The sequence below is a fragment of the Agromyces mediolanus genome (assembly GCF_014648575.1).
Classification (GTDB): domain Bacteria; phylum Actinomycetota; class Actinomycetes; order Actinomycetales; family Microbacteriaceae; genus Agromyces; species Agromyces mediolanus.
Genome location: NZ_BMRJ01000001.1, coordinates 1,074,316 through 1,097,824, shown reverse-complemented (window position 1 = coordinate 1,097,824; position 23,509 = coordinate 1,074,316). Strand labels below are relative to the sequence as shown.

Annotated in this window: 23 protein-coding genes; 13 read left to right on the top strand and 10 right to left on the bottom strand. The window is 72.6% G+C overall.

Annotated elements, in window-relative coordinates; genetic code table 11:
* Positions 1-124: 124 nt before the first annotated feature.
* From IEY71_RS05220 to IEY71_RS05190, 7 genes are all read right to left on the bottom strand, one after another.
* Positions 125-1,681: an amidohydrolase gene (locus IEY71_RS05220; protein ID WP_189084202.1), complete on the bottom strand. Its 1,557-nt coding sequence runs from the start codon at positions 1,679-1,681 to the stop codon at positions 125-127.
* A complete protein-coding gene (locus tag IEY71_RS05215; RefSeq protein ID WP_189084201.1) occupies positions 1,678-2,874 on the bottom strand; it encodes an ABC transporter ATP-binding protein in 1,197 nt (398 codons plus the stop codon). The genes IEY71_RS05220 and IEY71_RS05215 overlap by 4 nt, the downstream gene beginning before the upstream one ends.
* Positions 2,871-3,674 carry an ABC transporter permease gene (locus IEY71_RS05210; protein WP_189084200.1) on the bottom strand — a complete coding sequence of 268 codons (804 nt, stop codon included), beginning with the start codon at positions 3,672-3,674 and terminating at the stop codon, positions 2,871-2,873. The genes IEY71_RS05215 and IEY71_RS05210 overlap by 4 nt, the downstream gene beginning before the upstream one ends.
* The gene (locus IEY71_RS05205) at positions 3,667-4,521 is read right to left on the bottom strand and encodes an ABC transporter permease (protein ID WP_189084199.1); all 855 of its coding nucleotides are present in this window, start codon (positions 4,519-4,521) and stop codon (positions 3,667-3,669) included. Before IEY71_RS05205 ends, IEY71_RS05210 begins: the two co-directional genes overlap by 8 nt.
* Positions 4,518-6,080, bottom strand: a complete 1,563-nt coding sequence (locus tag IEY71_RS05200) for an amidohydrolase (RefSeq protein WP_189084198.1) — start codon at positions 6,078-6,080, stop codon at positions 4,518-4,520. Before IEY71_RS05200 ends, IEY71_RS05205 begins: the two co-directional genes overlap by 4 nt.
* A 94-nt stretch (positions 6,081-6,174) precedes the next feature.
* Complete coding sequence (locus IEY71_RS05195) at positions 6,175-7,239, bottom strand: polyamine ABC transporter substrate-binding protein (protein ID WP_189084197.1); 1,065 nt, start codon at positions 7,237-7,239, stop codon at positions 6,175-6,177.
* A 74-nt stretch (positions 7,240-7,313) separates the two neighbouring features.
* Complete coding sequence (locus IEY71_RS05190; RefSeq protein WP_189084196.1) at positions 7,314-8,432, bottom strand: histone deacetylase-like amidohydrolase; 1,119 nt, start codon at positions 8,430-8,432, stop codon at positions 7,314-7,316.
* 211 nt (positions 8,433-8,643) lie between these two features.
* Between IEY71_RS05190 and IEY71_RS05185 the strand changes: the two genes are divergently transcribed.
* Positions 8,644-9,240, top strand: coding sequence for a TetR/AcrR family transcriptional regulator (locus tag IEY71_RS05185; protein WP_189084195.1), 597 nt, complete (start codon positions 8,644-8,646; stop codon positions 9,238-9,240).
* A gap of 48 nt (positions 9,241-9,288) precedes the next feature.
* On the opposite strand, the gene IEY71_RS05180 is transcribed toward IEY71_RS05185, so the two are convergent.
* Both IEY71_RS05180 and IEY71_RS05175 read right to left on the bottom strand, forming a co-directional pair.
* On the bottom strand, positions 9,289-9,867 hold the full coding sequence (locus tag IEY71_RS05180) for a hypothetical protein (protein WP_189084194.1): 579 nt from the start codon (positions 9,865-9,867) through the stop codon (positions 9,289-9,291).
* Positions 9,867-10,457, bottom strand: coding sequence for a helix-turn-helix domain-containing protein (locus IEY71_RS05175; protein WP_189084193.1), 591 nt, complete (start codon positions 10,455-10,457; stop codon positions 9,867-9,869). The genes IEY71_RS05180 and IEY71_RS05175 overlap by 1 nt, the downstream gene beginning before the upstream one ends.
* Before the next feature lie 169 nt (positions 10,458-10,626).
* Here IEY71_RS05175 and IEY71_RS05170 point away from each other — a divergent pair, with 169 nt between their 5' ends.
* The 12 genes from IEY71_RS05170 to IEY71_RS05115 all read left to right on the top strand — a co-directional run bounded on the left by IEY71_RS05170 (position 10,627) and on the right by IEY71_RS05115 (position 20,962).
* Entirely contained in the window at positions 10,627-10,878 is a 252-nt protein-coding gene (locus tag IEY71_RS05170; RefSeq protein WP_189084192.1) for a flagellar FlbD family protein, read from the top strand.
* A gap of 2 nt (positions 10,879-10,880) precedes the next feature.
* Positions 10,881-11,648, top strand: a complete 768-nt coding sequence (locus IEY71_RS05165; protein WP_189084191.1) for a motility protein A — start codon at positions 10,881-10,883, stop codon at positions 11,646-11,648.
* On the top strand, positions 11,645-12,463 hold the full coding sequence (locus IEY71_RS05160; protein ID WP_189084190.1) for an OmpA/MotB family protein: 819 nt from the start codon (positions 11,645-11,647) through the stop codon (positions 12,461-12,463). The genes IEY71_RS05165 and IEY71_RS05160 overlap by 4 nt, the downstream gene beginning before the upstream one ends.
* A gap of 349 nt (positions 12,464-12,812) precedes the next feature.
* Positions 12,813-13,709, top strand: a complete 897-nt coding sequence (locus IEY71_RS05155; RefSeq protein WP_229781532.1) for a flagellar motor switch protein FliM — start codon at positions 12,813-12,815, stop codon at positions 13,707-13,709.
* Positions 13,709-14,377: a flagellar motor switch protein FliN gene (gene fliN, locus IEY71_RS05150; RefSeq protein WP_189084189.1), complete on the top strand. Its 669-nt coding sequence runs from the start codon at positions 13,709-13,711 to the stop codon at positions 14,375-14,377. Before IEY71_RS05155 ends, fliN begins: the two co-directional genes overlap by 1 nt.
* The gene (locus IEY71_RS05145; RefSeq protein WP_189084188.1) at positions 14,377-14,928 is read left to right on the top strand and encodes a FliO/MopB family protein; all 552 of its coding nucleotides are present in this window, start codon (positions 14,377-14,379) and stop codon (positions 14,926-14,928) included. Before fliN ends, IEY71_RS05145 begins: the two co-directional genes overlap by 1 nt.
* Entirely contained in the window at positions 14,925-15,782 is an 858-nt protein-coding gene (gene fliP, locus IEY71_RS05140; RefSeq protein WP_189084187.1) for a flagellar type III secretion system pore protein FliP, read from the top strand. Before IEY71_RS05145 ends, fliP begins: the two co-directional genes overlap by 4 nt.
* Positions 15,783-16,058 (top strand): flagellar biosynthetic protein FliQ, encoded by a 276-nt coding sequence (locus IEY71_RS05135; protein ID WP_189084186.1) that lies wholly within the window; start codon positions 15,783-15,785, stop codon positions 16,056-16,058. It begins immediately after the preceding gene.
* Positions 16,058-16,816 (top strand): flagellar biosynthetic protein FliR, encoded by a 759-nt coding sequence (locus tag IEY71_RS05130; protein WP_189084185.1) that lies wholly within the window; start codon positions 16,058-16,060, stop codon positions 16,814-16,816. The genes IEY71_RS05135 and IEY71_RS05130 overlap by 1 nt, the downstream gene beginning before the upstream one ends.
* A gap of 3 nt (positions 16,817-16,819) precedes the next feature.
* Positions 16,820-17,917, top strand: coding sequence for an EscU/YscU/HrcU family type III secretion system export apparatus switch protein (locus tag IEY71_RS05125; protein WP_189084184.1), 1,098 nt, complete (start codon positions 16,820-16,822; stop codon positions 17,915-17,917).
* Positions 17,914-19,962, top strand: a complete 2,049-nt coding sequence (gene flhA / locus IEY71_RS05120) for a flagellar biosynthesis protein FlhA (RefSeq protein ID WP_189084183.1) — start codon at positions 17,914-17,916, stop codon at positions 19,960-19,962. The genes IEY71_RS05125 and flhA overlap by 4 nt, the downstream gene beginning before the upstream one ends.
* A gap of 25 nt (positions 19,963-19,987) precedes the next feature.
* Positions 19,988-20,962 (top strand): hypothetical protein, encoded by a 975-nt coding sequence (locus tag IEY71_RS05115; RefSeq protein WP_189084182.1) that lies wholly within the window; start codon positions 19,988-19,990, stop codon positions 20,960-20,962.
* Positions 20,963-21,015: 53 nt separating this feature from the next.
* Here IEY71_RS05115 and IEY71_RS05110 read toward each other — a convergent pair.
* The coding region (locus IEY71_RS05110) for a choice-of-anchor G family protein (RefSeq protein WP_194483593.1) at positions 21,016-23,509 on the bottom strand (2,494 nt) is incomplete at its 5' end.

Here is a 23,509-nt window from a genome sequence, read left to right as displayed (position 1 = left end):
ACGTTCCGTCCGACGACGGCCGTCCGTTCGATCATGCGGGACGCCCCGGTCGGGGCGCCACCCTCCAACTGCTGGCTTTCCGGACGCCGTCCGGACGATGTGTCGTGCGCGGCCGCTCGGGCGCTCACCTGGCGCGCTCCGCGACCGTGCGGCCGCCGACGATCGTGCGCTCGACGCCGATGCCGCCGATGCCGCCGGGCGCGACCGTGCAGGGGTCGGCGTCGAGCACGACGAGGTCGGCGCGCAGGCCGGGCGCGATCCGCCCCTTCTCGCGCTCCTCGCCGACGCCCTCGGCCGCCCAGCTCGTGAACATCCGCACCGCGTCGCGCACCGGGATCCGCTCGGGCGAGGGCCCGCCGTCGGCACCGGTGCGTCCGGCCGCGCCGGCGATGTTCGCGAGCGGTCCGACCGCGTCGGGCACGGTGCCCGTCGAGTCCGTCGCCCCGATCACGCGGTGGCCGGCGGCGACGAGGCTCGCGAGCGGCTGGAAGCCGTCCCGGTCCGCGTCGGACGAGGTCGCGAAGTGCGGCGTCGCGACGAGCCCGACCCCGGCGGCCGCGATCCGCGGCAGCTCGGCGAGGTCGACGTAGTCGCCGCCGTGCTCGATCCGGTGCCGCACCCGCGCGGGCCGCTCGCGGCGGGCCGCGATCACGGCGTCGCAGGCGAGGCGGATGGCCCGGGGCGTGACGGCGTGCATCATGAGCTGCACCCCCGCGGCATCCGCCCGGTCGACGAAGCGCGCGAGCTCCTCCGGCGACCACTTGACGTCGTCGCGCGCGTGGCCGAGCCCGTCGCCGCCCTCGCCGTCGACGAAGATCTTCACGCCGCCGAAGCGCAGCCGCTCGTCGCCGAAGCCGGACTCGGGGCCCCAGGCGAGCACCTCGTCGAGGCTCGCGGTGCGCGGCACGTGCGTGAACCAGCGCACCCGGAACGGCAGCTCGCCGGACTGCGCCAGCCGGTGCAGCGCGCGCACGTCGTCGGCCGAGGTCGAGATCGTGCTGAGGCTCGTGGTGCCCTGGCGGGCGAACACCGGCACGGCGTGGGCGCGGAGCGCCGCCACCGCCTCCTCGACGGTGCACGTGGGCAGCCGGTCCCACACCTCGGTGAAGACGCCTGTGGGGCCGTCGGCGTCGCGGTGCACGGTGATCCAGTCGGGCAGCGCGTCCGGGTCGGCGAGGCCGAGCTCGCGCATCGCCGCCGTGTTCAGGCAGGCGACGTGCAGGCCGGCGAGCACGACGATGGGCTGCGCCGGGCTCACCCGGTCGAGCTCGACCCGGTGCGGCAGCCGCCCCTCGGTGACGTCGCGCTGCAGCCCGAAGGGGCCGCGGCCGACGATCCAGCCCTCGGGCTGCGCCCGGCGCGCGGCGGCGAGCGTGTCGAACATCTCGGCGAGGCTGCGGTGCCCGTGCAGCGGGACGTGGTGCTCGAGGGCCTGCACGGTGAGCTCGAGGTGGCAGTGCCCGTCGACGAAGCCGGGCAGCACGACGAGGCCGTCGAGCTCGACCGTCTCGTCGGCGTCGCGGATCCCGCCGGGCTCGGCGACGCGCACGATGCGGCCGTCGCGCACGAGCAGCTCGGCGGGACGGGGCGCGTCCTCCTCGTCGACGAGCACGCGGGCGCCGCGGTACGCGACGGCGGGGCCTGGGACGACGGATGCCTCGTCGAGCGCGTCGCCGCTCACGCCGCGTGCTCCGCGGGGGCGGGGACCGGCACGACGACGGCGTGCTCGGCGTCCCAGCCGACCACGACCGGATCGCCGAGCGCGATCGGGGCCGGCGCGTCGACGCCGTCGTGCAGCAGGCCGCTCGAGCCGTCCGCGTAGCGCAGGGTCACCCGGCGGAACGCACCGAAGTACGCGATGTTCACGACCCGGGCCTCGACGCGGTTCTCCGCGCCCGCCGCGCCGCGTGCAGCGGGATCGATGGCGCCGCGTGCGGCGCCGCCGGAGGCATCCGCGCGGCCCGAGGCATCCGCCGTCCCGACGAGGCGCAGACGCTCGGGGCGCACGACGACCGCGGCCGAGCCGCTCGCCGGGCCGTCGCCCATGCAGCGCAGCGTCTGCTCGCCGAAGCGCAGCGCGCCGGGGCCCGCGAGCTCGCCGCGGAACACGTTCGACTCGCCCAGGAACTCGGCGGCGAAGAGGGAGGCGGGCCGCTCGTAGAGCTCCGCCGGCGTGCCGACCTGCACCACGCGGCCCCGGTCGAACAGCACGATCCGGTCGGAGAGTCCGAGCGCCTCGCCCTGGTCGTGGGTGACGAAGAGGAACGTCGTACCCACCTCCCGGTGGATGCGGCTGATCTCGACCTGCATCCGGTCGCGGAGGGCCTTGTCGAGCGCGCCGAGCGGCTCGTCCATGAGCAGCACCGGCGGCCGGTAGACGAGCGCCCGGGCGAGGGCGACGCGCTGCTGCTGGCCTCCCGAGATCTGCTTCGGCGTGCGGTCGCCCAGGCCGTCGAGGCGCACCATCGCGAGCGATTCCTCGATGCGCGCGCCGATCTCGGCCTTCGAGAGCCCCCGGCCGTGCAGGCCGAAGGCGATGTTCTCGCGCACCGTCATGTGCGGGAACAGCGCGTAGTTCTGGAACACGACGCCGAGGTTGCGCTTGCTCGGCGGCAGCGCGGTGACGTCGGCGCCGGCGATCTCGATCCGGCCCGAGCTGGGCTTCGCGAAGCCCGCGATCGTGTTCAGCGTCGTCGTCTTGCCTGAGCCGCTCGGGCCGAGGAAGGTGACGAACTCGCCGGGCTCGACGGTGAGCGAGACGTCGTCGACGCCGATCGTGCCCGAGCGGAACCGCTTCGTGACCCGGTCGAGGCGCACCCCGCCGGTGCGCGTGGTGGGGGCCGGCTGCGCGGCCGTGGCGCTGCGGTCGGTCATGAGCTGCTCGCTTTCTGGCTGGGGCGCCGGCGGGTGAAGGCCGGCAGGAGGACGATCGCCGTGGTGAGGGCGAGGATGACGGTGGAGACGGCCGCGATCGTGGGGTCGACCTCGTTCGTGACGCTGACGAACATCTCGATCGGCAGGGTGCGGATGGCGGGCGACTGCAGGAAGCTCGCCGCGACGACCTCGTCGAAGGAGGTCACGAAGGCGAACAGCGCGCCTGCGCCCACGCCCGGCGCGATCGCCGGCAGCGTGACCCTGACGAAGGTGCGCCACGGGCCCGCGCCGAGGCTCGCCGCGGCGCGCTCGAGCATCGGATCGGTGGTGCTGAGGCTCGACGTCACCGTCACGATGACGAAGGGGATCGCGAGCACCGTGTGCGCCAGCAGGAAGCCGAGCAGATTGCCCGTGAGCTGCCAGCGCAGGTACACCGAGTAGATCGCGACCGCCGAGACGATGCCCGGCACGATCATCGGCGCGACGAGCACACCCGTCACGAGGGCGGCGACGCGGCCGCCGAGGCGGTGGATGCCGAGGGCCGCCGCCGTGCCGAGCACGGTGCAGATCAGGGTGACGAGCACGCCGACGAGGATCGAGGTGCCGATCGCGGAGGTCCAGCGCTGGTCGGTGAACAGGTTCACGTACCAGTCGACGGAGAGCCCGTCGGGCGGGAACTTGAAGCTCCGCTTCTCCGCGAAGGAGATCGGCACGACGACGAGCAGCGGTGCGACGAGCAGCACGGCGACGAGGATCGCCCAGAGGCGGAGTCCCCAGCCGGCGCGGGTGGTCTCATCCATCGTCGCGGCCTCCGTCCGTCTTCGCGCCCGGCACGAGCGCGCGCACCCCGCCGCCGACGGCGAGCAGCAGCACGACCGTGATGACGAGCAGCACGACCGAGATGGCCCCGGCGCCCGGGAAGTCGAGCAGCTTGCCGACCTTCGTCTCGATCAGCTGGCCGACGAGGGACTGCTGCGGCGAGCCGATCAGCCGCGGCGTCACCCAGAAGCCGAGGCTCAGGATGAAGACGAGCACCGAGCCCGCGGCGACGCCCGGCACGGACAGCGGCAGGTACACGGTGCGGAAGGCGCGGAAGCGCGAGGCGCCCATCGAGTGCGCCGCGCTCAGCAGCCGCCGGTCGATGCCGGTCATGGTGTTGAACAGCGGCAGCACCATGAACGGCAGCAGCACCTGCGTCATGGCGATCGTGACGCCCAGCTGCGAGCCGAGCAGCTTCACCCCGTCGAGGCCGAGGAAGCCGAGGAAACCCGCGACGGGCCCGCTCGGCTGCAGCAGCACGATCCAGGCGAAGGTGCGCGCCATGAGGCTCGACCAGAACGGCAGCAGCACGAGGAAGAGCAGGAAGGTGCGCATCCCGGGACCGAAGAGGCTCATCAAGTAGGCGTACGGGTACGCGAGCAGGAGCGTGACGACGGTCACGAGCAGGGCCACGACGAGGGTGCGCACGAGGATCGTCACGGTCGTCTCGTTCGTGACGAGATCGACGTACTGACTGAAGCCCGGCGTGGGCTCCAGGAAGCTCCGGGCCGAGAGCGCGAACACGGGGTACACGAAGAAGACGAGCACCACGACGAGCGCCGGGAGCAGCAGCAGCACGGCCCAGCCGCGCGAGCGCGCGGAGCTCATGCCGAGTCCTCCCGCCGCCACACGATCTCGCCGCCGACGACAGTCAGCTCGGCCTCGAGGCCGGCGAGCCGCTCGGGCGACAGGGTGCGCGGGTCCTCGGCGTAGACGGCGCAGTCGCCGTGCATGCCGATTCCCAGGGCGCCGATCCTGCGCTCGTTGAACCCGGCCTCCGCAGCGAACTCGGTGTAGCTGCGCACCGCGGTGTGCACGTCGACCGCCTCCTCGGGGGCGACGATCACGCCCGAGCCGGTGCGCCGGTCGAGCATGCGCGCGACGCCGAACCAGGGGTTCGTCGCGAAGGGCTGGGTGCCGCCCGTGTCGGAGTTGCCGGGTGGGCGCATCCCCGCCTCGACGAGCGTTCGGTAGGCGTAGACGCCCGTGCCGGCGTCGGCGTGGATGAAGCCCGCCGTCGGCACCGCGATCACGTCGAGCTCGCGCATCCGGCGCACGATCGCGTCGTCGATCCAGAGGTTCGCGGCGTGTTCGAGCCGCGTGCGGCGGTCGCCGGGGCCGGCGACGCGCGCGGCCTCCTCGATCGCGTCGAGGGCGAGGTACTGGGCGAGGTCGCCGATCGCGTGGATCCACACCTGCAGCCCGGCGCGGTGCGCCACCGTCAGCACGTGCACGATCTCGGCGTACTGGCGGGTGTTGGTGCTCCAGTGCCCCGGGCTCTTGCCGAGGTGCGCGGAGTCGAAGGCGGAGGTGTCGTCGCCGTCGAGGAAGACCTTGAGGCCGCCGAGCCAGAGCCGCTCGTCGCCGAAGCCGGCGGCGAGCCCGGTTTCGGCGAGCTGCTCCGGCGAGCGGAGGATCGCGTGCAGCCCGGGCGCGACGGTCAGCGTGAGGCTGAGCCGTGCGGGCAGCTCGCCGGCGGCGCGGAGGCCCTGGTAGGCGCGGATGCCGTCGGCCGTCGCGGGCAGCTCGTAGATGGTGGTCACGCCGTGCCTGGCGAAGGACTCGCGCAGCTCGTCGCGGAGCATCGCCCGCAGCCGCTCGGGCGGCGGGGCCGGCACGGGGAAGAGGTGGTAGCCCTCCTCGACGACGCCGCTCGGGGCGCCGTCCTCGCCGATCACGACGAGCGTGCCGACGGGCGAGGTGTAGCCGCGGACGAGGCCGGCCCGTTCCAGGGCCGCCGTGTTCGCGGTCAGCCGGTGCATGCTCTCGCGCACGAGGATCGGCACCTCGCGGGAGACCTCGTCGAGCTCGTCGCGGCTCGGCAGGTCCTGCCCGTAGGTGCCCTGGGCGACGAGCCAGCCGTCGACGCCCGCGGCGACGGCCGCGGCCAGCCGCGCGAGCGTCTCGGCGCGGGGCGCCTGCCGCACGTCGATCCAGTCGCGGCTCAGCGCGCAGAACTCGACGTGGGTGTGCGAGTCGATGAGGCCGGGCAGCACGGTCCGGCCGGCGAGTTCGACGACGGGGGTGCCGGGCCGGGCGGCGGCGAGCACCTCCTCGGTGGTGCCGACGAGACGCACGGCGCCGTGCTCGATGAGCAGCGCTTCGGCGTCCGGCGTGCCGGGGTGCAGGGTGGCGATGGTGCCGCCCACGAGGGCGAGGTCGTTCATGTGGCTCCGTCGATGGCTCGGATGCGGGGTGGGGGCGCGGCTCGGCGCGGGCGGATGGGCGGTGCCGCCGGCGCTCGGCCGGCGGCACCCCGGATCATCCGGCCGACCAGTCGGTCCAGCGCTGGACGACCTCGTCCTGGTTCTCCCCCCACCAGGCGTTGTCGATCTGCCAGGAGAGGTCGCGGTGCTCCTGCAGGGACGAGTCCCAGGCGGATGCCGCGGCGTCGAGCTTCGGCGTGGCGGTGAGGTTCGCCGGGCCGTACGCGATCGACTCCGCCCAGACCGTCTGCGGGCCCTGCGAGACGGCGAAGTCGATGAACTGCTGGGCGGCCTCGCGGTTGGGCGAGCCCTTCACGATCGCGAGCGAGGCCCAGTGGTAGGAGTTGTCCTCCCACATGGGCGCGTAGGGCGCGCCGTTCTGCACGGCCTCGTAGCCGCGGCCCGACCAGACGAGGATCATGTCGGCGCGCTGCTCCTCCATGATCGCGACCTGCTCGGCGCCGGAGCTCCAGAACACGGTGTCCGCCTTGACCTTGTCGAGCACCGTGAACGCCCGGTCGTAGTCGAGCGGGTACAGCTCGTCGGGCGCGACGCCGTCGGCCAGCAGCGCGAGCTCGAGGTTGCCCTCGGCCGGGTCGCTGCCCATCGAGCGGGTGCCGGGGAACTTCTCGAGGTCGAAGAAGTCGGCGATCGAGGTGGGCGGGTTGTCGCCGTACTTCTCCTCGTTGTACGCGACCATGTACGAGTAGGTGTCGACGGGCACGCCGCACTTCTCGACGGTGCCGGGCGCGAAGTCCGCCTCGTCGATGTTCGAGAGGTCGAGCTCCTCGAAGAGGGTGCCGCAGTACGCGGGCACGTCTTGCTGGCCGGCGAGGTAGACGTCCCAGGTGGGGTTGCCGGCCTCGACCATGACCTTGAGCTTGGCGGGGTCGACGGGGCTCTCGACGGTGACGTCGATGCCGGTCTCCGCGATGAACGGGTCGACCATCGACTTCTCCTGCGCCTCTTGGAAGGCGCTGCCGTAGGTCACGAAGGTGAGGCGCTGATCGCCGCCTCCGTCGCTGCTGCCGCCGTCGGCGGGGGTGGAACTGCACCCGGCGAGCAGGGCGACGCCGACGGCGCCCGCGAGCAGGGCCGTCCGGGGGATGGTGCTTCTCATGGTGCTGACTCCTCGTGGTGATGAGTGCTGCGGTGGTGTGGGTCGTGCTGGTGGTGCGCGTGGTGCTGGTGGTGCTAGTGGTGCGTCGGTGGTGCGGTGCCGGCGGCTGCGCCGGCACGTTCGATGGCCTCCAGCTGGTGCGGGAGGAGGTTCTGCTCGGGCGTGTGCAGGTGCCGCCCGTATGGGTCGTGCAGCTCGGTCTCCGCCTCGGCCTCGAGCAGGGCGGCGACCACCGCCGCGCCGCAGATCGGGGTGTAGAGCGGCGAGTAGCCGCCCTCCTGGGCGATGACGAGCCGCCCGCCGCAGAGCGCTTCGGCGAGCTCGATCATGCGGCGGGTGAGGTCGCCGAACGTCGCGCTCGTGAGCGCCATCTGGCTGCTCGGGTCGAGGAAGGCGGCGTCGTAGCCGCAGGCGACGACGAGGAGCTCGGGCTGGAAGGCGCGCAGCGCCGGGGCGACGACCCGGTCGAAGGCGGCGAGGTACGCGCCCTCGCCGCTGCCGGCCGGGAGCGGAATGTTCAGGGTCGCGCCGAGGGCGGCGTCGCCGCCGCGCTCCTCGACGGCGCCGGACTCGACGGGGTAGAGCCGGTCCTGGTGCAGGCTGATCGCGAGCACGTCCGGGTCGTCCCAGTAGATCCGCTGCGCGCCGTTGCCGTGGTGCACGTCCCAGTCGACGATCGCGACGCGGCCGAGGCCCTGCCGGGCCCGGGCGAGCTCGAGTGCGATCGGGATGTTCGCGAGCAGACAGTAGCCGCGGGCCCGGTCGGGCTCGGCGTGGTGCCCGGGCGGGCGCACGAGCGCGTAGGCGCGGTCGAGTTCGCCGTCGAGCACCGCGCGCACGGCGGCGGCCACCCCGCCGGCGCTGCGCACGGCGACCTCGTAGGAACCGTGCCCGAAGCCCGCGAAGTCGCCGAGCTCGCCGCCCGTTCCGGCGGACTGCGCCCGGAACGCGGCGAGGTAGTCGGCCGTGTGCACCCGGGCGAGATCGGCCTCGGCGAGCGCGAGCGGCTCGAGCGGGGTCATCCGGCGGCGCAGGCCGAGCCGCTCGATGAGGTGCAGCAGGCGGCGGCGGGCCTCGGGCGTCTCGAGCTGCACGCCGGGCTCGACGGAGGGGCCGAAGTCGGCTCTCGACTCGTGCCAGAAGCCCGCTTCGTCGGCGACGAGGCCCACGCGGCGATGGCTGGATCGGGGCATCCGTTCCCTCTCGGTCTGGGCGGCACCGCGCGGCGCGTGGGCCGCGGCGGTGCGGCGATGGTCGATCGACACGGCGAGATATCGTCGTGTTTTACAACAACGTTTTATGAAGGGTAGCCTTGGAGCACAGACCCGTCAAGGTCGCATCCGGACGGTGGTGCACTAGGGTCCAATCAGCCCGCCATGCGGGCGCGCGGAGGGGGATGCCGAGATGCCGATCGAGGTGGACGAGAGCGAGCGCCTCGCCGAGATCGCCGACGCCACAGTGGCCGTCGCGAACGAGCGGGGCACGCGCGCAGTGACCCTGCGGGCCGTCGCGGAGCGCCTGGGCCGGTCGACGGCGTTCATCACGAACTTCGTCCCCTCCAGGGCGCACCTGATGGTGAACGCCCTCGAGCACGCCCAGTCGCACTGGCGCACCGAGCGCGCCTCCCTGCTGCGCGACGCCACCGGCATCGAGCGCCTCGTCGCGGTCGCCCGCTGGATGTGCTCGACCACACCCGAGGACAACGTGCTCCGCAGCCTCTGGGTGGAGGTCATCGGCGATGTGCGCGGCGACACCCGGCGCGCGTACGACGTCGTGCGCGAGGTCACCGACGCCACCTACCAGGAGTTCGTGGCGAGCGCCGAGGCGACCGACCTCGAGCACCCCGAGTACATCGCCGACATCCTCTACCTCTACTGCCGCGGCTTCCACGTGAAGACGGTCGAGGACCCTGAGGCCTGGACCGACGAGCGCGTCAACGCCTCCCTCGAGGTGCTGCTGCGGGCCCTGCTCGGTCCGCGGCTCGACGCACTCGCCGGCTGACCGCGGTCGCTGCGTGCCTCAGAGCGCGAGCGGAGGCGGCGGGGTCGCCTACAAGTCGAGCGCCGACCCGCGCACCGGTTCGATTTCTGGGAGCCCTGCGGCGAAGATGCGCTCAAGTCGCCCTGCGGCCGCCTCGTTCAGCGCGTCGCCTGGGAAGAACTCCTCGAGCAACTCCTCGGCGTCCTCCGAGCGGCGGATGCCGTTGATCGCGAGCAGGTAGGCGACATCGCGCTCATCACGACCCCGCCGCCCCTCCATCGCTTTGAGCTTCATCGCGAGCAATGCGTCGGCGGGCGCGAGCCAGATGGAGATGGTGGCGTCGTCATGCAATCGCACCCACTCGACCGTCTTGCCGTAGCCGGGGATGAACTTCGCCGCGTCGTCATTCAGCCAATCCAGCGGCCAGCCTCGTTCCACGGCGATATCGGCGATGAACGGCGCAAGCACGGCCTTCGGCTCGATCCGCGCATCGATGTCGAAGGTCGCGGGCCGATCGAAGTAACCGAGACGGAGCGCCGCACCACCGACGATGAACATGCGCACCCCGCCGATGCCCGCGGCTCGCACCCGAGCGGCGAGCTCGCGAAGTCCGCTTTCGAGTTCGGCGAGCCCCAGCAGTGCGGCCATCAGACGCTCGCCAGGGTCGACTCGTCGAGCAGCACGTTTCGTTCGAGGAATGCCGTCGGTACGCGATCAGGGTCAGGTGCACCGACGTACGGTCCGAGGTCGAGCGGGGTCGCCTCCGGCAGCCTCCGATCTCCCCGTGCGAGCCATCCAGGGATCGGGAGTCGCCCCCGTTCCAGCCAATACGCACTGAGCCCCGCGACCGCGGCGTCCCACTTGGGGTCGCCGATCGCGGCCGGTTCTGCCGCGGTGAGCACGACCCTGCCGGTTGCATCGGCGGCTTTGAGCGCGTCGGAGTAGCTCAGGAAGACCCGGAACGCCCGCTCGCCGTCAGCACCCTCGATCGACGACGCAATCTCAGCCGCCGCTTCGACTCCGCTGAGCCCCAGCACGGGAGCCGCGATGAGCTGATGGCCGGCGCTTCGGAGGATCCGCTCGAGCGTGTCGACCGTCGGAGTGCGCCGGCCCCGCTCGATGAGCGACAGGTCGGGCTGCGCGGTGCCGGCACGTCGGGCGAGTTCTGCCTGGGGAATGCTCTGACTGAGCCTCGCGGCCCGCAGCAGCTGCGCTGCGCGCTTCGCTGAAATCTCCATGCGGCCCTCCGTTCCCTCTGCCCTTCTGAACCCAGAATATCGCTTTCGATATATTCGCGCCGGAGTTCTCCACCGTGTGCGCGCCGCGCCCCCTAACGGCGGGACACCGCGCGGCCGAGAGTGGAGAGCGGCGGCCGCCCCGGTCGCCCCTGCAGCTTCGGGGGACCCCATGATCGTCGTGACACGACTGAACGGCAGCAGCTTCGCGCTGAACGCCGACCTCGTCGAGCGCATCCACGCGACCCCCGACACGACGCTCCTGATGGTCGACGGCACGAACTACGTCGTGACGGAGTCCGTCGAAGAGGTCATCGAGCGGATCGTCGAGTTCCGCGCCCGCGTGCTCGCCCGCGCGCAGGAGCTCGACCGCGGCACCCCGGCCCCCGTGACCCGCCTGACCCTGGCACCGAAGGCGGACTGACCGTGGACCCCTCCCTGCTCATCGGCCTCGTCCTCGCGTTCGGCTCGCTCTACGCGATGATCACGCTCGAGGGCGCGCACGTCGAGGCGCTCCTCCTCCCCGCCCCGATGGCCCTCGTCTTCGGCGCGACCATCGCCGTCGGCATCGCCGGCGCGACGCTCGGCGACGCGTTCCGCGCGGTCAAGGCGCTCCCCCGCGCCTTCCGCGGCAAGACCGCGAAGCCGCAGGGCACGATCGACCGCCTCGTCGAGATCGCCGAGAAGGCGCGGCGCGAGGGCCTCCTCTCGCTGGAGCAGGATGCCTCGGAGACCGACGACCCGTTCCTCCGCAACGCCCTGCAGAACATCGCCGACGGCACCGACGGCGACGAGCTGCGCTCGCTGCTCGAGGAGGAGATCGCCTCCAAGGAGCGCGACGGCATGCAGTCCGCGAAGTTCTACAAGGCGCTCGGCGGCTACGCGCCGACCATCGGCATCATCGGCACGGTCGTCTCGCTGACGCACGTGCTCGAGAAGCTCGACTCCCCCGACACCCTCGGCCCCTCCATCGCGACCGCCTTCGTCGCCACCCTCTGGGGCCTGCTGTCGGCGAACTTCATCTGGCTGCCGATCGGCGACCGGATCGCCCGCCTCACCACGCTCGAGGCCGAGCACATGACCCTCGTCATGGAGGGCGCGCTCGCCATCCAGTCCGGCAGTCAACCGCGACTCCTCGGCGAGCGCCTGCGGGCCATCGCCCCGGGCCTGGGGCAGCAGCAAGAGGCGGCATGAGCGCCCGGCGGAAGCGCCGCGCGGCGAACGGCGAGGTCCACAACGACGAGCGCTGGATGGCCTCGTACATGGACATGGTCACCGTGCTGATGTGCATGTTCATCGTGCTCTTCGCGATGTCGACCGTCGACGCCGAGAAGTTCCAGGCGCTCAGCAATTCGCTCGCCACCGGATTCGGCCAGGAGGCCAGCGACAAGGTGGACATCTCGGACGGCTACGTCGTGCCCGCCGAGCTGCGCAGCGAGGAGACGGAGCAGGAGCCGACCCCGCTCGACCTCGCGAAGCAGGAGCTGCAGAACCTCGTCGAGATCCGCGACCGCATCGATGCCGCGCTGAAGCAGGCCGGTCTGCGCGAGGCCGTGGCCTTCGACATCGACGAGCACGGCCTCATCATCCGGCTCGTCGGAGCGGAGACGTACTTCACCGGCAACAGCGTGGACCTCAGCGAGCTCGCGCAGCGGGTGCTGACGATCGTGGGCGGCGTGCTGTCGTCCATCCCGAACGAGATCCGCGTCGAGGGGCACGCCGACCCGCACGGCTCGCCGGGGCCGTTCCCGACCGACTGGGAACTCGCCAGTGGACGCGCGGCCCGCGTCGTGCGCTACTTCGTCGAGCAGGGCTCGCTCTCGCCCGAGCGCGCGGTCGCGATCGGCTACGGCTCGGCCCGCCCCATCACGGCGCGCTCCGACGAGGAGGGGATGGCGCTGAACCGCCGCGTCGACCTCGTCGTCGTCTCCGACCAGCCCGAAGACGTGCGGGCGCTGCTCCCCGCCCTCTACGACCAGCTCGAAGCCGCGACGACGGCGGGGCAGTAGCTCGGCTGGCTCCCCGAGCTCGTCGAGGGGGCGCCCTGGCTCCCCGAGCTTGTCGAGGGGGCGCCCTGGCTCCCCGAGCTTGTCGAGGGGCGCTTCGACAGGCTCAGCGAACCAGCCTGGTTCCCCGAGCTTGTCGAGGGGGCCGGCACGCTTCGACAAGCTCAGCGGGCCAGGTGGTTCCCCGAGCTTGTCGAGGGGCGCTTCGACGAGCTCAGCGAACCAGCGCTTCGACAAGCTCAGCGAACCAGCGCTTCGACAGGCTCAGCGAACCAACGGTTCGACGGGCTCAGCGAACCAGCTCGGCGGGCGATGCTAACCGCGCCGGGCACCGCGACCGATAGTCGGATTCGTGCTGACGAGAACCGAGGAGCAGGCCGAGACGCCGACGCGCGCCGCCGAGCCCTACGACTTCCGTCGCCCGACGACGCTCGCCCGCGAGCACTCCCGCGTGCTCGAGCTCGCCTTCGAGAGCTTCGCCCGGCAGTGGGGCACGCAGCTCACCGCGAACGTGCGCGCCCGCTCGCAGGCGACGTTCCTGCAGGTCGGCATGCACACCTACGACGACTACGCCGCCTCGCTGCCGCCCGCGACCACGATGGTGCTCTGCCGCCTCGCGGGCGACGAGGCGAAGGCCGTCATCCAGTTCCCCGCCTCGGCCGCCCTCGGCTGGATGACGCACATGCTCGGCGGCTCCGGCGAGCGCATCGAGCCCGAGCGCACCTTCACCGAGATCGAGCAGCAGCTGCTGCGCGCGCTCCTCGACGACCTCCTCGACGACCTGCAGTACTCGCTCGGCCGTATCCTCCCCGCCCGTCCGGAGTTCGACTCGCTGCACCACACGGCGCAGTTCGCGCAGGCCGCGCCGACGTCCGCGCTCATGATCGTCGCGAGCTTCATCGTGGAGTGCGCCGAGCGCGAGACGACGGCGACCCTCGCGCTGCCGGCCGACGCGGTGCTGCGCGGCCTCGGCGAATCGAACCCCGTGGTCGCGACCGACCGCGCCCGCAGCCTCGTCGCGGCGCAGATCGAACTGACCCCGGTGCCGCTCGGCGTCGGCCTCGCCCCCGTTCCGGTCACCCCGCACGACATCCTCGAGCTCGCCGTCGGCGACGTGATCCCGCTCGCGCACGCCGCGAGCGAGCCGTTCCTCGTCACCGTCGACGGTCGCGCCGTCGGCCGTGCCGCGATCGGCCGCACCGGCAACCGGCTCGCCTGCACCATCACCGAGACCCTGGAGATCCCCTGATGACCACGACCGCCTCCGCCGCGCTCGCCGCCGACGCCGCCGCCGAGCTCGCCCGCGCCCTGCCGAGCGAGAACGGCTACACGGTCGGCGGCCCGGCCGGCCGGGTGGCGCCGGCGGAATCCTTCGAGGCGAGCTCGGTCGGGCAGGTCTCGGTCGATGTCGCGGTCGGCTTCCTTGGCGTCGGTACGATCGCCCACGACGGGCTCGCCGTGCAGAACCTCGTGCACCCGGCGCTCGCCGCCGCGGCCCGCGTCTACGGCACGGGCGTGCTCGGCGAGGTCCGCGAGGGCGCCGGGCTCTTCGACGACCCGGACGCGGAGGTCTTCGAGCTGCTCGACGGCGAGTCGATCGTCGGCTGGTTCGCCGTGCGGCCGCGCCGCTCGGCCCGCCAGGGCGGCCCGCTCGGGGGCGACCCCGAGGAGCGGCTGAACCGCATCAACGGCGTCGAGATGGCGCTCACGGTCGAGATCGGCCGGACGCGGATGACGGTGCGCGACGTGCTGGGCCTCGAGCCCGGCGCCGTGGTGGAGCTCGACCGCTCCGCCGGAGCCCCCGCCGACATCCTGCTGAACGGCCGCATCATCGCCCACGGCGAGGTCGTCGTCGTGGATCAGGACTACGGCGTGCGCGTCACCCGCATCCTCGACGCCCAGGAGGGCGCCCGCTAGTGGATGCCGTTTTCCTCGTCCTCCGCGTGGTCGTCGCCCTCGGCGTCGTCCTCGCCGTCATCTGGGTGGCGCACCGCCAGCTCAGCCGGCGGCGTTCGGGGTCGAAGAAGGCGGGGCTCGTCCAGGTCGTCGCGCGCCAGTCGCTGTCGCCGAAGGCCTCGGTCGCGATCGTAGATGCCGACGGCCGCCGTCTGGTGCTGGGCGTCACCGAGCACGGGGTGTCCGTGCTGAGCGACCGGCCGGCGCCGGTGCCCGACGCCGAGTTCGACGCGGTGCTCGCCGCCGCCGTCGCCCCCGCCGAGCCGGTGCCCGTCGAGGCATCCGCGCAGCCGTCGGCGGCACGCCGTGAGGACGACGTCCTCGACGGGCTCGACGCCCTCGCCATCTTCGACGAGCCGTCGGCCGACGCCGACGCGCCCGTCACCCGCCGTGCCGCCCTCGCAGCGGCCTCCACCGCACCCGCATCGCACGGATCGCGCCGCGGGTCGATCCTCTCGGCCGAGACATGGAAGCGCTCGCTCGCCGGGGTGAAGGAGGGCCTCGGCATATGACGCGCCCCTCGGCCGGCAGCAGCCGGTCGGGGAAGCCTCTGCGGATCGCCGCCATCGCGGCCGCTTCCATCCTGATCGCGCTCCTCTGGGTCGTGCTCTCCTCCGCAGCCGGCTTCGCCGTGGAGATCGACCCCAACGCCCCCACTCCGCCGAGCGACCCCGTCGCCCCCGTGGATCCCGGGCAGGGCGGCTTCGGCGTGTCCATCAACGGCCCGGACGGCACGCCCTCCTCGGCGATCGTCACCCTCATCGGCATCACACTGCTCGCCGTCGCCCCGGCGCTGCTGATCATGACGACCTCGTTCACGAAGATCTTCGTGGTGCTCGCGATGGCCAGGAACGCGCTGTCGCTGCCCGCGATCCCGCCGAACCAGGTGCTCGCGGGCCTCGCCCTGTTCCTCTCCTTCTTCGTGATGCAGCCCGTGCTCGCGCAGGTGAACGAGCTCGGCATCCAGCCCTATCTCGCCGGCCAGCTCGACGCGAGCCAGGCGTTCGAGGCGGGCGTCGCGCCGCTGCGCGACTGGATGCTGTCGTTCACCCGCGAGGAGGATCTCGCCCTGATGACCAGGGCCGCAGGGCTCCCGAACCCCGCCGACCCCTCGGCGGTCGACCTGTGGACGCTGATCCCCGCGTTCGTCATCTCGGAGCTGCGCTCGGCGTTCATCATCGGCTTCGTCGTGTTCGTGCCGTTCCTCGTCATCGACCTCGTCGTCTCCGCGGTGCTGATGTCGATGGGCATGATGATGCTGCCGCCGGTGATGATCTCGCTGCCGTTCAAGATCCTGCTGTTCATCCTCGTGGACGGCTGGGGCCTGCTCGCCACGACCCTCGTCTCCAGTTACCGGGGAGGCTGAGTGGACACCGCCGCCGTCCTCGACATCGGCCTCCAGGGCCTCCTCGTCGCCGCGAAGCTCGGTGCGCCGGCGCTGCTCACTGCGCTCGTCGTGGGCTTCGCGATCTCGCTGCTGCAGTCGATCACGCAGATCCAGGAGGTGACGCTCTCGTTCGTGCCGAAAGCGGTGGCCGTCGGCATCGCGCTCGTCGTCTGCGGGCACTGGATGATCAGCGAGATCGTCGCCTTCACGCTCGGGCTGTTCGAGCGCATCCCGAGCCTCGTGGGGGCCGGCTGATGGACTTCGCCTTCGACCCCGCCTGGCTCGAGGCCGTGATGCTCGCGAGCGTGCGGATGGCCGCCTTCCTCGTGATCGCCCCGCCGTTCTCGAACCGGGCGGTGCCGATGCGGGTGAAGGCGGGGCTCGCGCTCGCGCTCGGACTCGCCGTGTCGCCCGCCGTGGTGCCGGGCTACACGCCGCCCGACGGCGCCGGATTCCTCGGCGCCCTCATCGCCGAGGTCGGCACGGGGGCGCTGCTCGGCTTCCTCGTCTACGCCGTGTTCAGCGCGATCCAGTCGGCCGGCGGGCTGCTCGACCTCTTCGGCGGCTTCCAGCTCGCGCAGGGCTTCGACCCGCAGTCGATGGTGCAGGGCGCCCAGTTCGCCCGCTTCTTCAACCTCGCGGCGATCGCGCTGATGGCCGCCTCGGGCGCGTACCTCGTCGTGCTGATGGGGATGTTCCAGTCGTTCGACGCGATCCCGCTCGGCGTCGGCATCGACGTGGCCCGCTCGGCGGAGTCCGCGGTCGACGCGGCGAGCGGCATCCTCGTCTCCGCGGCGCAGATCGCGGGGCCGCTGCTCGTCGTGCTGTTCCTCGCCGACGCGGGCCTCGGCCTGCTGACCCGCGTCGCGCCCGCCCTGAACGCCTTCGCGATGGGCTTCCCGCTGAAGATCCTGCTGACCCTCGCCCTCGCCGGCACCGTCTTCGTCGCCCTCCCGGGCGTCGTCGACGCGCTCACGGAGACCGCGATCGGCGCGATGCGGAAGGGGTGGTGAGCGATGAGCGACGTCGGTGAGCGCAGCGAACAGGCGACGGACAAGCGGATGCGCGAGGTGCGCCGCGAGGGCAAGCTGCAGCGTTCGCAGGACCTCACGGCCTGGATCGGCATCGGTGCGATCGCCGTCGTGCTGCCCGCGACGATCGCGGTCGGGACGGATGCCGCGGTGGCGCAGTTCCACCTCGTGGCGGAGGTCGCGGCCGCCCCCTCGGGCGCCGCGGCGACGCAGGCCCTCGAGGCCGGCTTCGCCTCGATGCTGCCGACCCTCGGCCTCGCGTTCGTCGTCGTCTCGATCGTGGTGCTCGCCGCGGCGGTGCTGCAGGGCGGCGTGCACTTCCGGCGCAAGTTCTGGCGCTTCGAGCAGTTCGACCCGGTGAAGGGCATCGGCCGGGTCTTCGGATTCCAGGCGCTCTGGCAGGGCGCGAAGGCGCTCGCGAAGACCGCGGTGCTCGGCGTCGTGCTGTGGTCGGTCGTGCAGTCGCTGATGCCGATCCTCGCCGGCGCGGGCGGGTTGCCGCTCACCACCGTGCTGCAGGCCGCGTCGGACGGCGTCGCCGCGCTCGTCGTCACCGCCGTCGCGGTGGGCCTCGTGCTCGCCGCCCTCGACGTGCTCGTCGTGCGCCGCCGCAACCGCAAGCACACGATGATGACGAAGAAGGAGGTGCGCGACGAGGCGAAGCACACCGACGGCGACCCGCTCGTGAAGTCGCAGCGCCGCTCCCGTCAGCTCGCGATGAGCCGCAACCGGATGATCTCCGCGGTGGCCGACGCGAGCGTCGTCGTCGTGAACCCCACGCACGTCGCCGTCGCCCTGCGCTACGAGCCCGGGCGCAGCGCGCCCCGCCTCGTCGCGAAGGGCAAGGGGCACATCGCCGCCCGCATCCGCGAGGAGGCCGAGCGCGCCGGCGTGCCGATGGTGCGCGACGTGCCGCTGGCCCGCGCCCTGCACGCCGCGTGCCGGCTCGGCGAGGAGATCCCCGTCGAGCTCTACCAGGCCGTCGCCGTCGTGCTCACCTTCGTGCAGGCCCTCCGCCGCCGCGGCAGCGTCGCCGGCGTGCACGCCATGACCACCATGACCCCCGCCGGAGGTGTCGGATGAACCGCAGGCTCTCCATGATCGCGGTGCCGCTCGGCGTCGTCGGCATCCTGCTGCTGCTGATCGTGCCCGTGCCCGCCTGGATGCTCGACGCCCTCATCGTCGTGAACATCCTCTTCGCGCTCGTCATCCTGCTGACGACCATGTTCGTGAAGAAGCCGCTGGACTTCTCGGTGTTCCCCTCGCTGCTGCTCGTGGCGACCCTGTTCCGGCTGGGCCTCAACGTCGCCTCGACCCGCCTCGTGCTCGGCGAGGGCTACGCGGGGCAGGTCATCGCGGCCTTCGGGCACGTGGCGGTCGGCGGCTCGATCATCATCGGCGCGGTCGTGTTCCTCATCCTCGTCGTCATCCAGTTCGTCGTCGTGACGAAGGGCGCCGAGCGCGTCGCCGAGGTCGGCGCGCGCTTCACCCTCGACGCGATGCCCGGCAAGCAGATGGCGATCGACGCCGACCTGAACGCGGGGCTCATCACCGAGACCGAGGCGCGCCGCCGCCGCGAGGAGGTCTCGGCGGAGGCCGACTTCTACGGCGCGATGGACGGCGCCTCGAAGTTCGTCAAGGGCGACGCGATCGCCGGCATCGTGATCATCCTGATCAACATCATCGGCGGCATCACGATCGGCATGGTGCAGCGCGGCATGGAGATCGGCGACGCGCTGAACACCTACACGCTGCTCACCATCGGCGACGGCCTCGTCACCCAGATCCCCGCGCTGCTGATGGCGGTGTCGACGGGCATGGTCGTCACCCGCTCGAACAGCGAGACCGACATGGGCGACAGCGCGGCGGCGCAGCTCATGCAGTCGCGCACGGCGCTCGGCATCGCGGCGGGCGCCGCGGTGCTGATGGGCTTCATCCCCGGGATGCCGATCCTGCCGTTCCTCGGCGCCGGCATCGTGCTCGCCATGCTCGCCCAGCGGGTGCGCACGAGGGAGCGCACCGCCGAGCAGCAGGCTCGGGCCGACGAGATCGAGGCGGCGGCGCCCCGCGCCGAGACCACCGAGGACCTGCTCGCGCAGGCGCGGGTGCACGCCCTCGAGATCGGCCTCGCCACCGACCTCGTCGACCTCGTCAACGGCTCGGCCGACGACCTCCTGGCCCGGGTGAAGGCGCTGCGGCGCAAGCTCGCGATGGAGATGGGCTTCGTCATCCCGCCGGTGCGCACGCGCGACAGCGTCGAGCTGCCGCCGTCGACCTACTCGATCCGCGTCGCGGGCGTCGAGGTGGGCCGCGGGCAGGCGCCGCCCGGCCGCGCCCTGGCGCTCGGCGACCACCTGGAGTCGCTGCCCGGCGAACCGACGATCGAACCCGTGTGGGGCCTCGCCGGCAAGTGGGTGCCGACGGAGTCGCGCCGAAACGCCGAGCTCCTCGGCGCGACCGTGATCGACCGCGTGTCGGTCATCGTGACGCACCTGTCGAGCATCGTCGGCGACCACGCCGCGCGCCTGCTCAGCCGAGAGGACGTGCGCGTGCTCACCGAGGGCGTGCGGGCCGAGAACCCGGCGGCCGTCGAGGAGCTCACGCCGACCCCGCTGTCGCTCGCGGAGGTGCAGCGGGTGCTGCAGGGCCTCCTCGCCGAGCGGGTGCCGATCACCGACCTGCCGCGCATCTACGAGGCCGTCTCGCTGCGGGCGAAGACGACGACCGACCCGGAGCTGCTCGTCGAGGCCGCCCGCGACGCCCTCGGCGCGGTGCTGCCGGCCGCGTTCGCCGACGACGGCGTGCTCCGCGTGGTGATGATCGACCCGATGCTCGAGCAGCGCATGCTCGAGGGGCTGCGGCCGAGCGAGCACGGCAGCCAGATCCTGCTGCCGCCCGAGACGATCGAGCGCGTGCTCACGGGCGTGCGCGACCGGATCCGCTCGGCGGAGGCCGAGGGCGGCCGGGCGGTCCTCGTGTGCGCTCCCGCGCTCCGGCCCGCCGTGCACCGGCTGGTCGCGGCGCAGTCGCCGGGGACCCCGGTGCTCTCCTACCAGCAGGCGTCCGCGGGCGCCGCCACCATCGAGACCGTGGGGGTGATCCGGAGCGATGCCGAGCTTCCGGCGTAAGGCGGCCAGTCTCGAGGAGCTGCGCATGCAGGTGCTCCTCGCCTACGGGCCGGAGGCCCGCATCACCGAGGCGACCCGGGTGACCCGCAAGGGGCTCGGCCGCTTCCTCGCGCACGAGGAGATCGAGGCGACGGTGATCGTGCCGGACGACGCGGCCCCCGCGGGCGGGATCGACCCGGAGCGCGTGGACCGCGCGGGCATCGCGGCGCTCCTCGCCGACGCGGACCGGGCGGATGGCGGCGCAGGCCCCACCGGCCCCTCCACCACCCGCGCGGCCGCAGCGATCGAGCCGGCCGCGGGCCCGCAGGCCTCGACGTCGAGCCGAGCCTTCGCGACCCTGCTCGCCGACGTCGAGCGGGCGATCGCGGTGCCGCCGCTCGCGGCACCGGCGGCGCCCCCGGTGGCAGCGCCGGCGGCGGATGGCCCGGGCGGCGACGGCGTCGCGAGCGCTTCGCCGGAGCCGGAGCTCGCCGACGCCGAGGACCGCCCGATCGTGCTCGAGGCCGTGCGCTCCTCGCTCGTGGAGCTCGAGGCGCCCGGCATCCCGCTCGTCGCCGACCGCGCGTCCGCGGGCGACTTCGTGCTCGTCCTCGGCCTCGGCGACGACGCCGAGACGGCGGCGCGCGGACTCATCGGCCAGGCGGCCGGCGCACCCCTGCTGCTGCACGGCCGGGCGGCGGATTCCGAGGCCGACGTGCCCGACCGGCGGGCGGCGCTGGCCGCGCGGATGCGTGCCGTCGAGCAGCACGCCGCGGTCGTGCTCGCGGTGTCGGTCGGCCTCGACGACGACCTCACTGCGATCGCCGAGCTCCGGCCGGACGAGGTGTGGGCCGCCGTCGACGTCAGCCGGCGCACCGACGACACGGCGTACTGGCTCGCTCGGGTGGATGCCGCGCTGCCGATCTCGGCGCTCGCGGCCGTCGGGGCGGAGCGGACGAGGCATCCGCTCGACGTCTCGCGCTTCGGTCCGCGCGTCGGCTGGCGGCAGCCGCGCGCCTGATGGTGATGGAGCGGGGGCCGGTGCAGTGCACCGGCCCCCGCTGCGCTGCTCCCTCAGGCGCGCTGGCCGCGTCGGACGCCGGCCTTCCGACGACCGCCGAGCCAAGACGTCACGATCGCGCCGAGCCCGGCCAGGACGGCGGCGATCGCACCGACGGCCACGGCCAGATCGATGCCCGTCGAGGCGAGACCATCGGACGCGCCCGCCCCGCGGGAGCCGCCCGTAAGCGCGTCGCGCTCCGTCGAGGCGCCGCCGGAGCCCGAGCCGGTCGCGTTGGTGCTCTCGGTGCCGACGCCGTTCCCGGTGCCGACGCCGTTCCCGGTGCCGACGCCGTTCCCGGTGCCGTTCCCGTTGCCGTTGCCGTTCCCGGTGCCGGTGCCGGTGCCGTTGCCGTTGCCGTTCCCGTTGCCGGTCCCGTTCCCGTTCCCGGTGCCGTTCCCGTTCCCGGTGCCGGTCCCGTTCCCGTTCCCGTTCCCGGTGCCATTCCCGTTCCCGGTGCCGTTCCCGTTCCCGTTCCCGGTGCCGTTCCCGTTCCCGGTGCCGTTGCCGTTGCCGTTGCCGTTGCCGTTGCCGTTCCCGTTCCCGGTGCCGTTGCCGTTGCCGTTGCCGTTGCCGTTGCCGTTGCCGTTGCCGTTGCCGTTGCCGTTGCCGTTGCCAGCATCCGTCTCGCTGACGTACGTGAACGGCAGCGGATTGCTCGACCCACCCGGCGTCGACACCACCACATCCACCGGCCCCGCCGCCCCCGGCGGCGTCACGAAACGAATCTCCGACCCGCTCACCTGCTCGAACGGCACCGACACCCCACCGACCGTCACCGACGTCGCACCCGCAAGATCCGACCCGGACACCGTCACCGACGTCCCACCAGCCACCGGCCCCTCCGACGGCGACAACGCCACCAGCACCGGCACCACCACCGGCACGACGACGTCGTCCGCGGCGAGCACCGTCGAGGACGCGAGCGTCACCTTCGCGAGATCGGTGTTCGCGACATTCGGCAGGAGCGTGACGCTGAGCGCGCGGACGGTGAACGAGCCCGGCCCGAGGTCGCCGCCGGCCTCGTTCAGCGGCGCTTCAGTGGGTTGCTCGTTGATTCTGATGACCGCGAGGTTGGCGAGCAGGCCGTCGAGCGCCGGGCGCAGCAGCTCCAGCAGGCCCTGAACGACGCCGTTCAACGCAGCGGTGGTTGCGGCGCTCGACGCCGTGAGCACGGCCTGAAGCGGGGCAGCGACGCCGGCGAGGATCGCGGGCGCGAGCGTCTCGGTGACGGTCGAGAGGACCGTGCCGAGCAGGCGGTTGATGTCGACGCCCATGCAGATGCCTCCCACGGATGCACCGAGGCAGCTCGGGGCGGAGGGGAGGAGCCGGATACCCGACGCGTCGATGGTGGCGGTGCCGTTGAGGAACTGGGTGAGGGTGCCGTTGATGATGATGGGTGCGTTGACGAGTTGCAGGCCGCCGAGAGCGGGCAGGGCGACGACGCTGAGCCCGACGTTGAGGCTGATTTGGGTCGATTCGAGGAGGGCGTCGAGGCCCCCCGTGAGGTGTCCGACGAGTTTGCCGAGGGCTTGGTTGACGCCGTCGGTGATCATCCCGATGACTTCAGGGGTGAGCACGCTGGTGTTGGCGGGGAGTCCGTTCAGGTTCGGCCCGCCGGGGTTGACGAGTTCGGCGAGGTCGACCGAGATGGTGCCGTCGGTGAGGTTCACGCTGATGGCGCCGTCGTCGCTGTAGAGGATCGCGTTGGGTCCGCCGAGGAGCTGGTCCACGAGCTGGCTCAGGTTCGGCGGGGTCACGGCGATGGTCGCGTCGCCGAGGCTCACGGATGCGACGCCGAGGAGTTGGATGTCGGCGATCGCGTCGACGACGCTCTGCACGGCCCCGCCGGGCCCGGCGAGGGCTTCGAGGTCGCTGGTGAGTTCGGTGGACGCGGTGCCCAGGGTGCCGCGCAGTTGCGTGGCCAGGGCTGCGACGGCGGGGCTGGAGAGCTCGAGCCCGAGGTCGGTGACGCGGTAGTCGCTCGTGATGCCGGTGCCGCCGTTCTTCGCGGCGCGGGTGGCGAGGGCGCCGACTTCCAGGGACGCCTCGTCGATGAGCTGGTCGGTCACGGCGGCGACGCCGAGCTGGTCGAGCAGATCGGTGAGATTCACCGTCGCGTTGCCGAAGTCGGCGGGGTCGGCGTCCTCGGACACCGAGATCGTGCCGTCATCGGCGACCGCGCCGGACGCGGCGACCGAGTCCGTCGTGGACGCGGTGCCGGCGTAGCTGTTGATCACCCCGATCTCGCCGAGGTTCAACAGGCCGGGCCCGGTCCCGTCGGTCAGCAACGGCACCTGCACCAGCCCGTTCCCGATGAGATCGACCTGCAGGCCCAGGGCCTGCAGCACCGCGAGATCGAACGGGTCGGCCTCACTGGGCGGACCGCCCGGATCCGAGGCGTAGGCGTAGGCCAGGTCCGCGGCCTGCAGTTGCAGCAGATCCGCCCCCAGGAACTGCCCCAACGCCTGAGACGGATCATCGGGTGCGGCCTGCGCACCGAGTGCG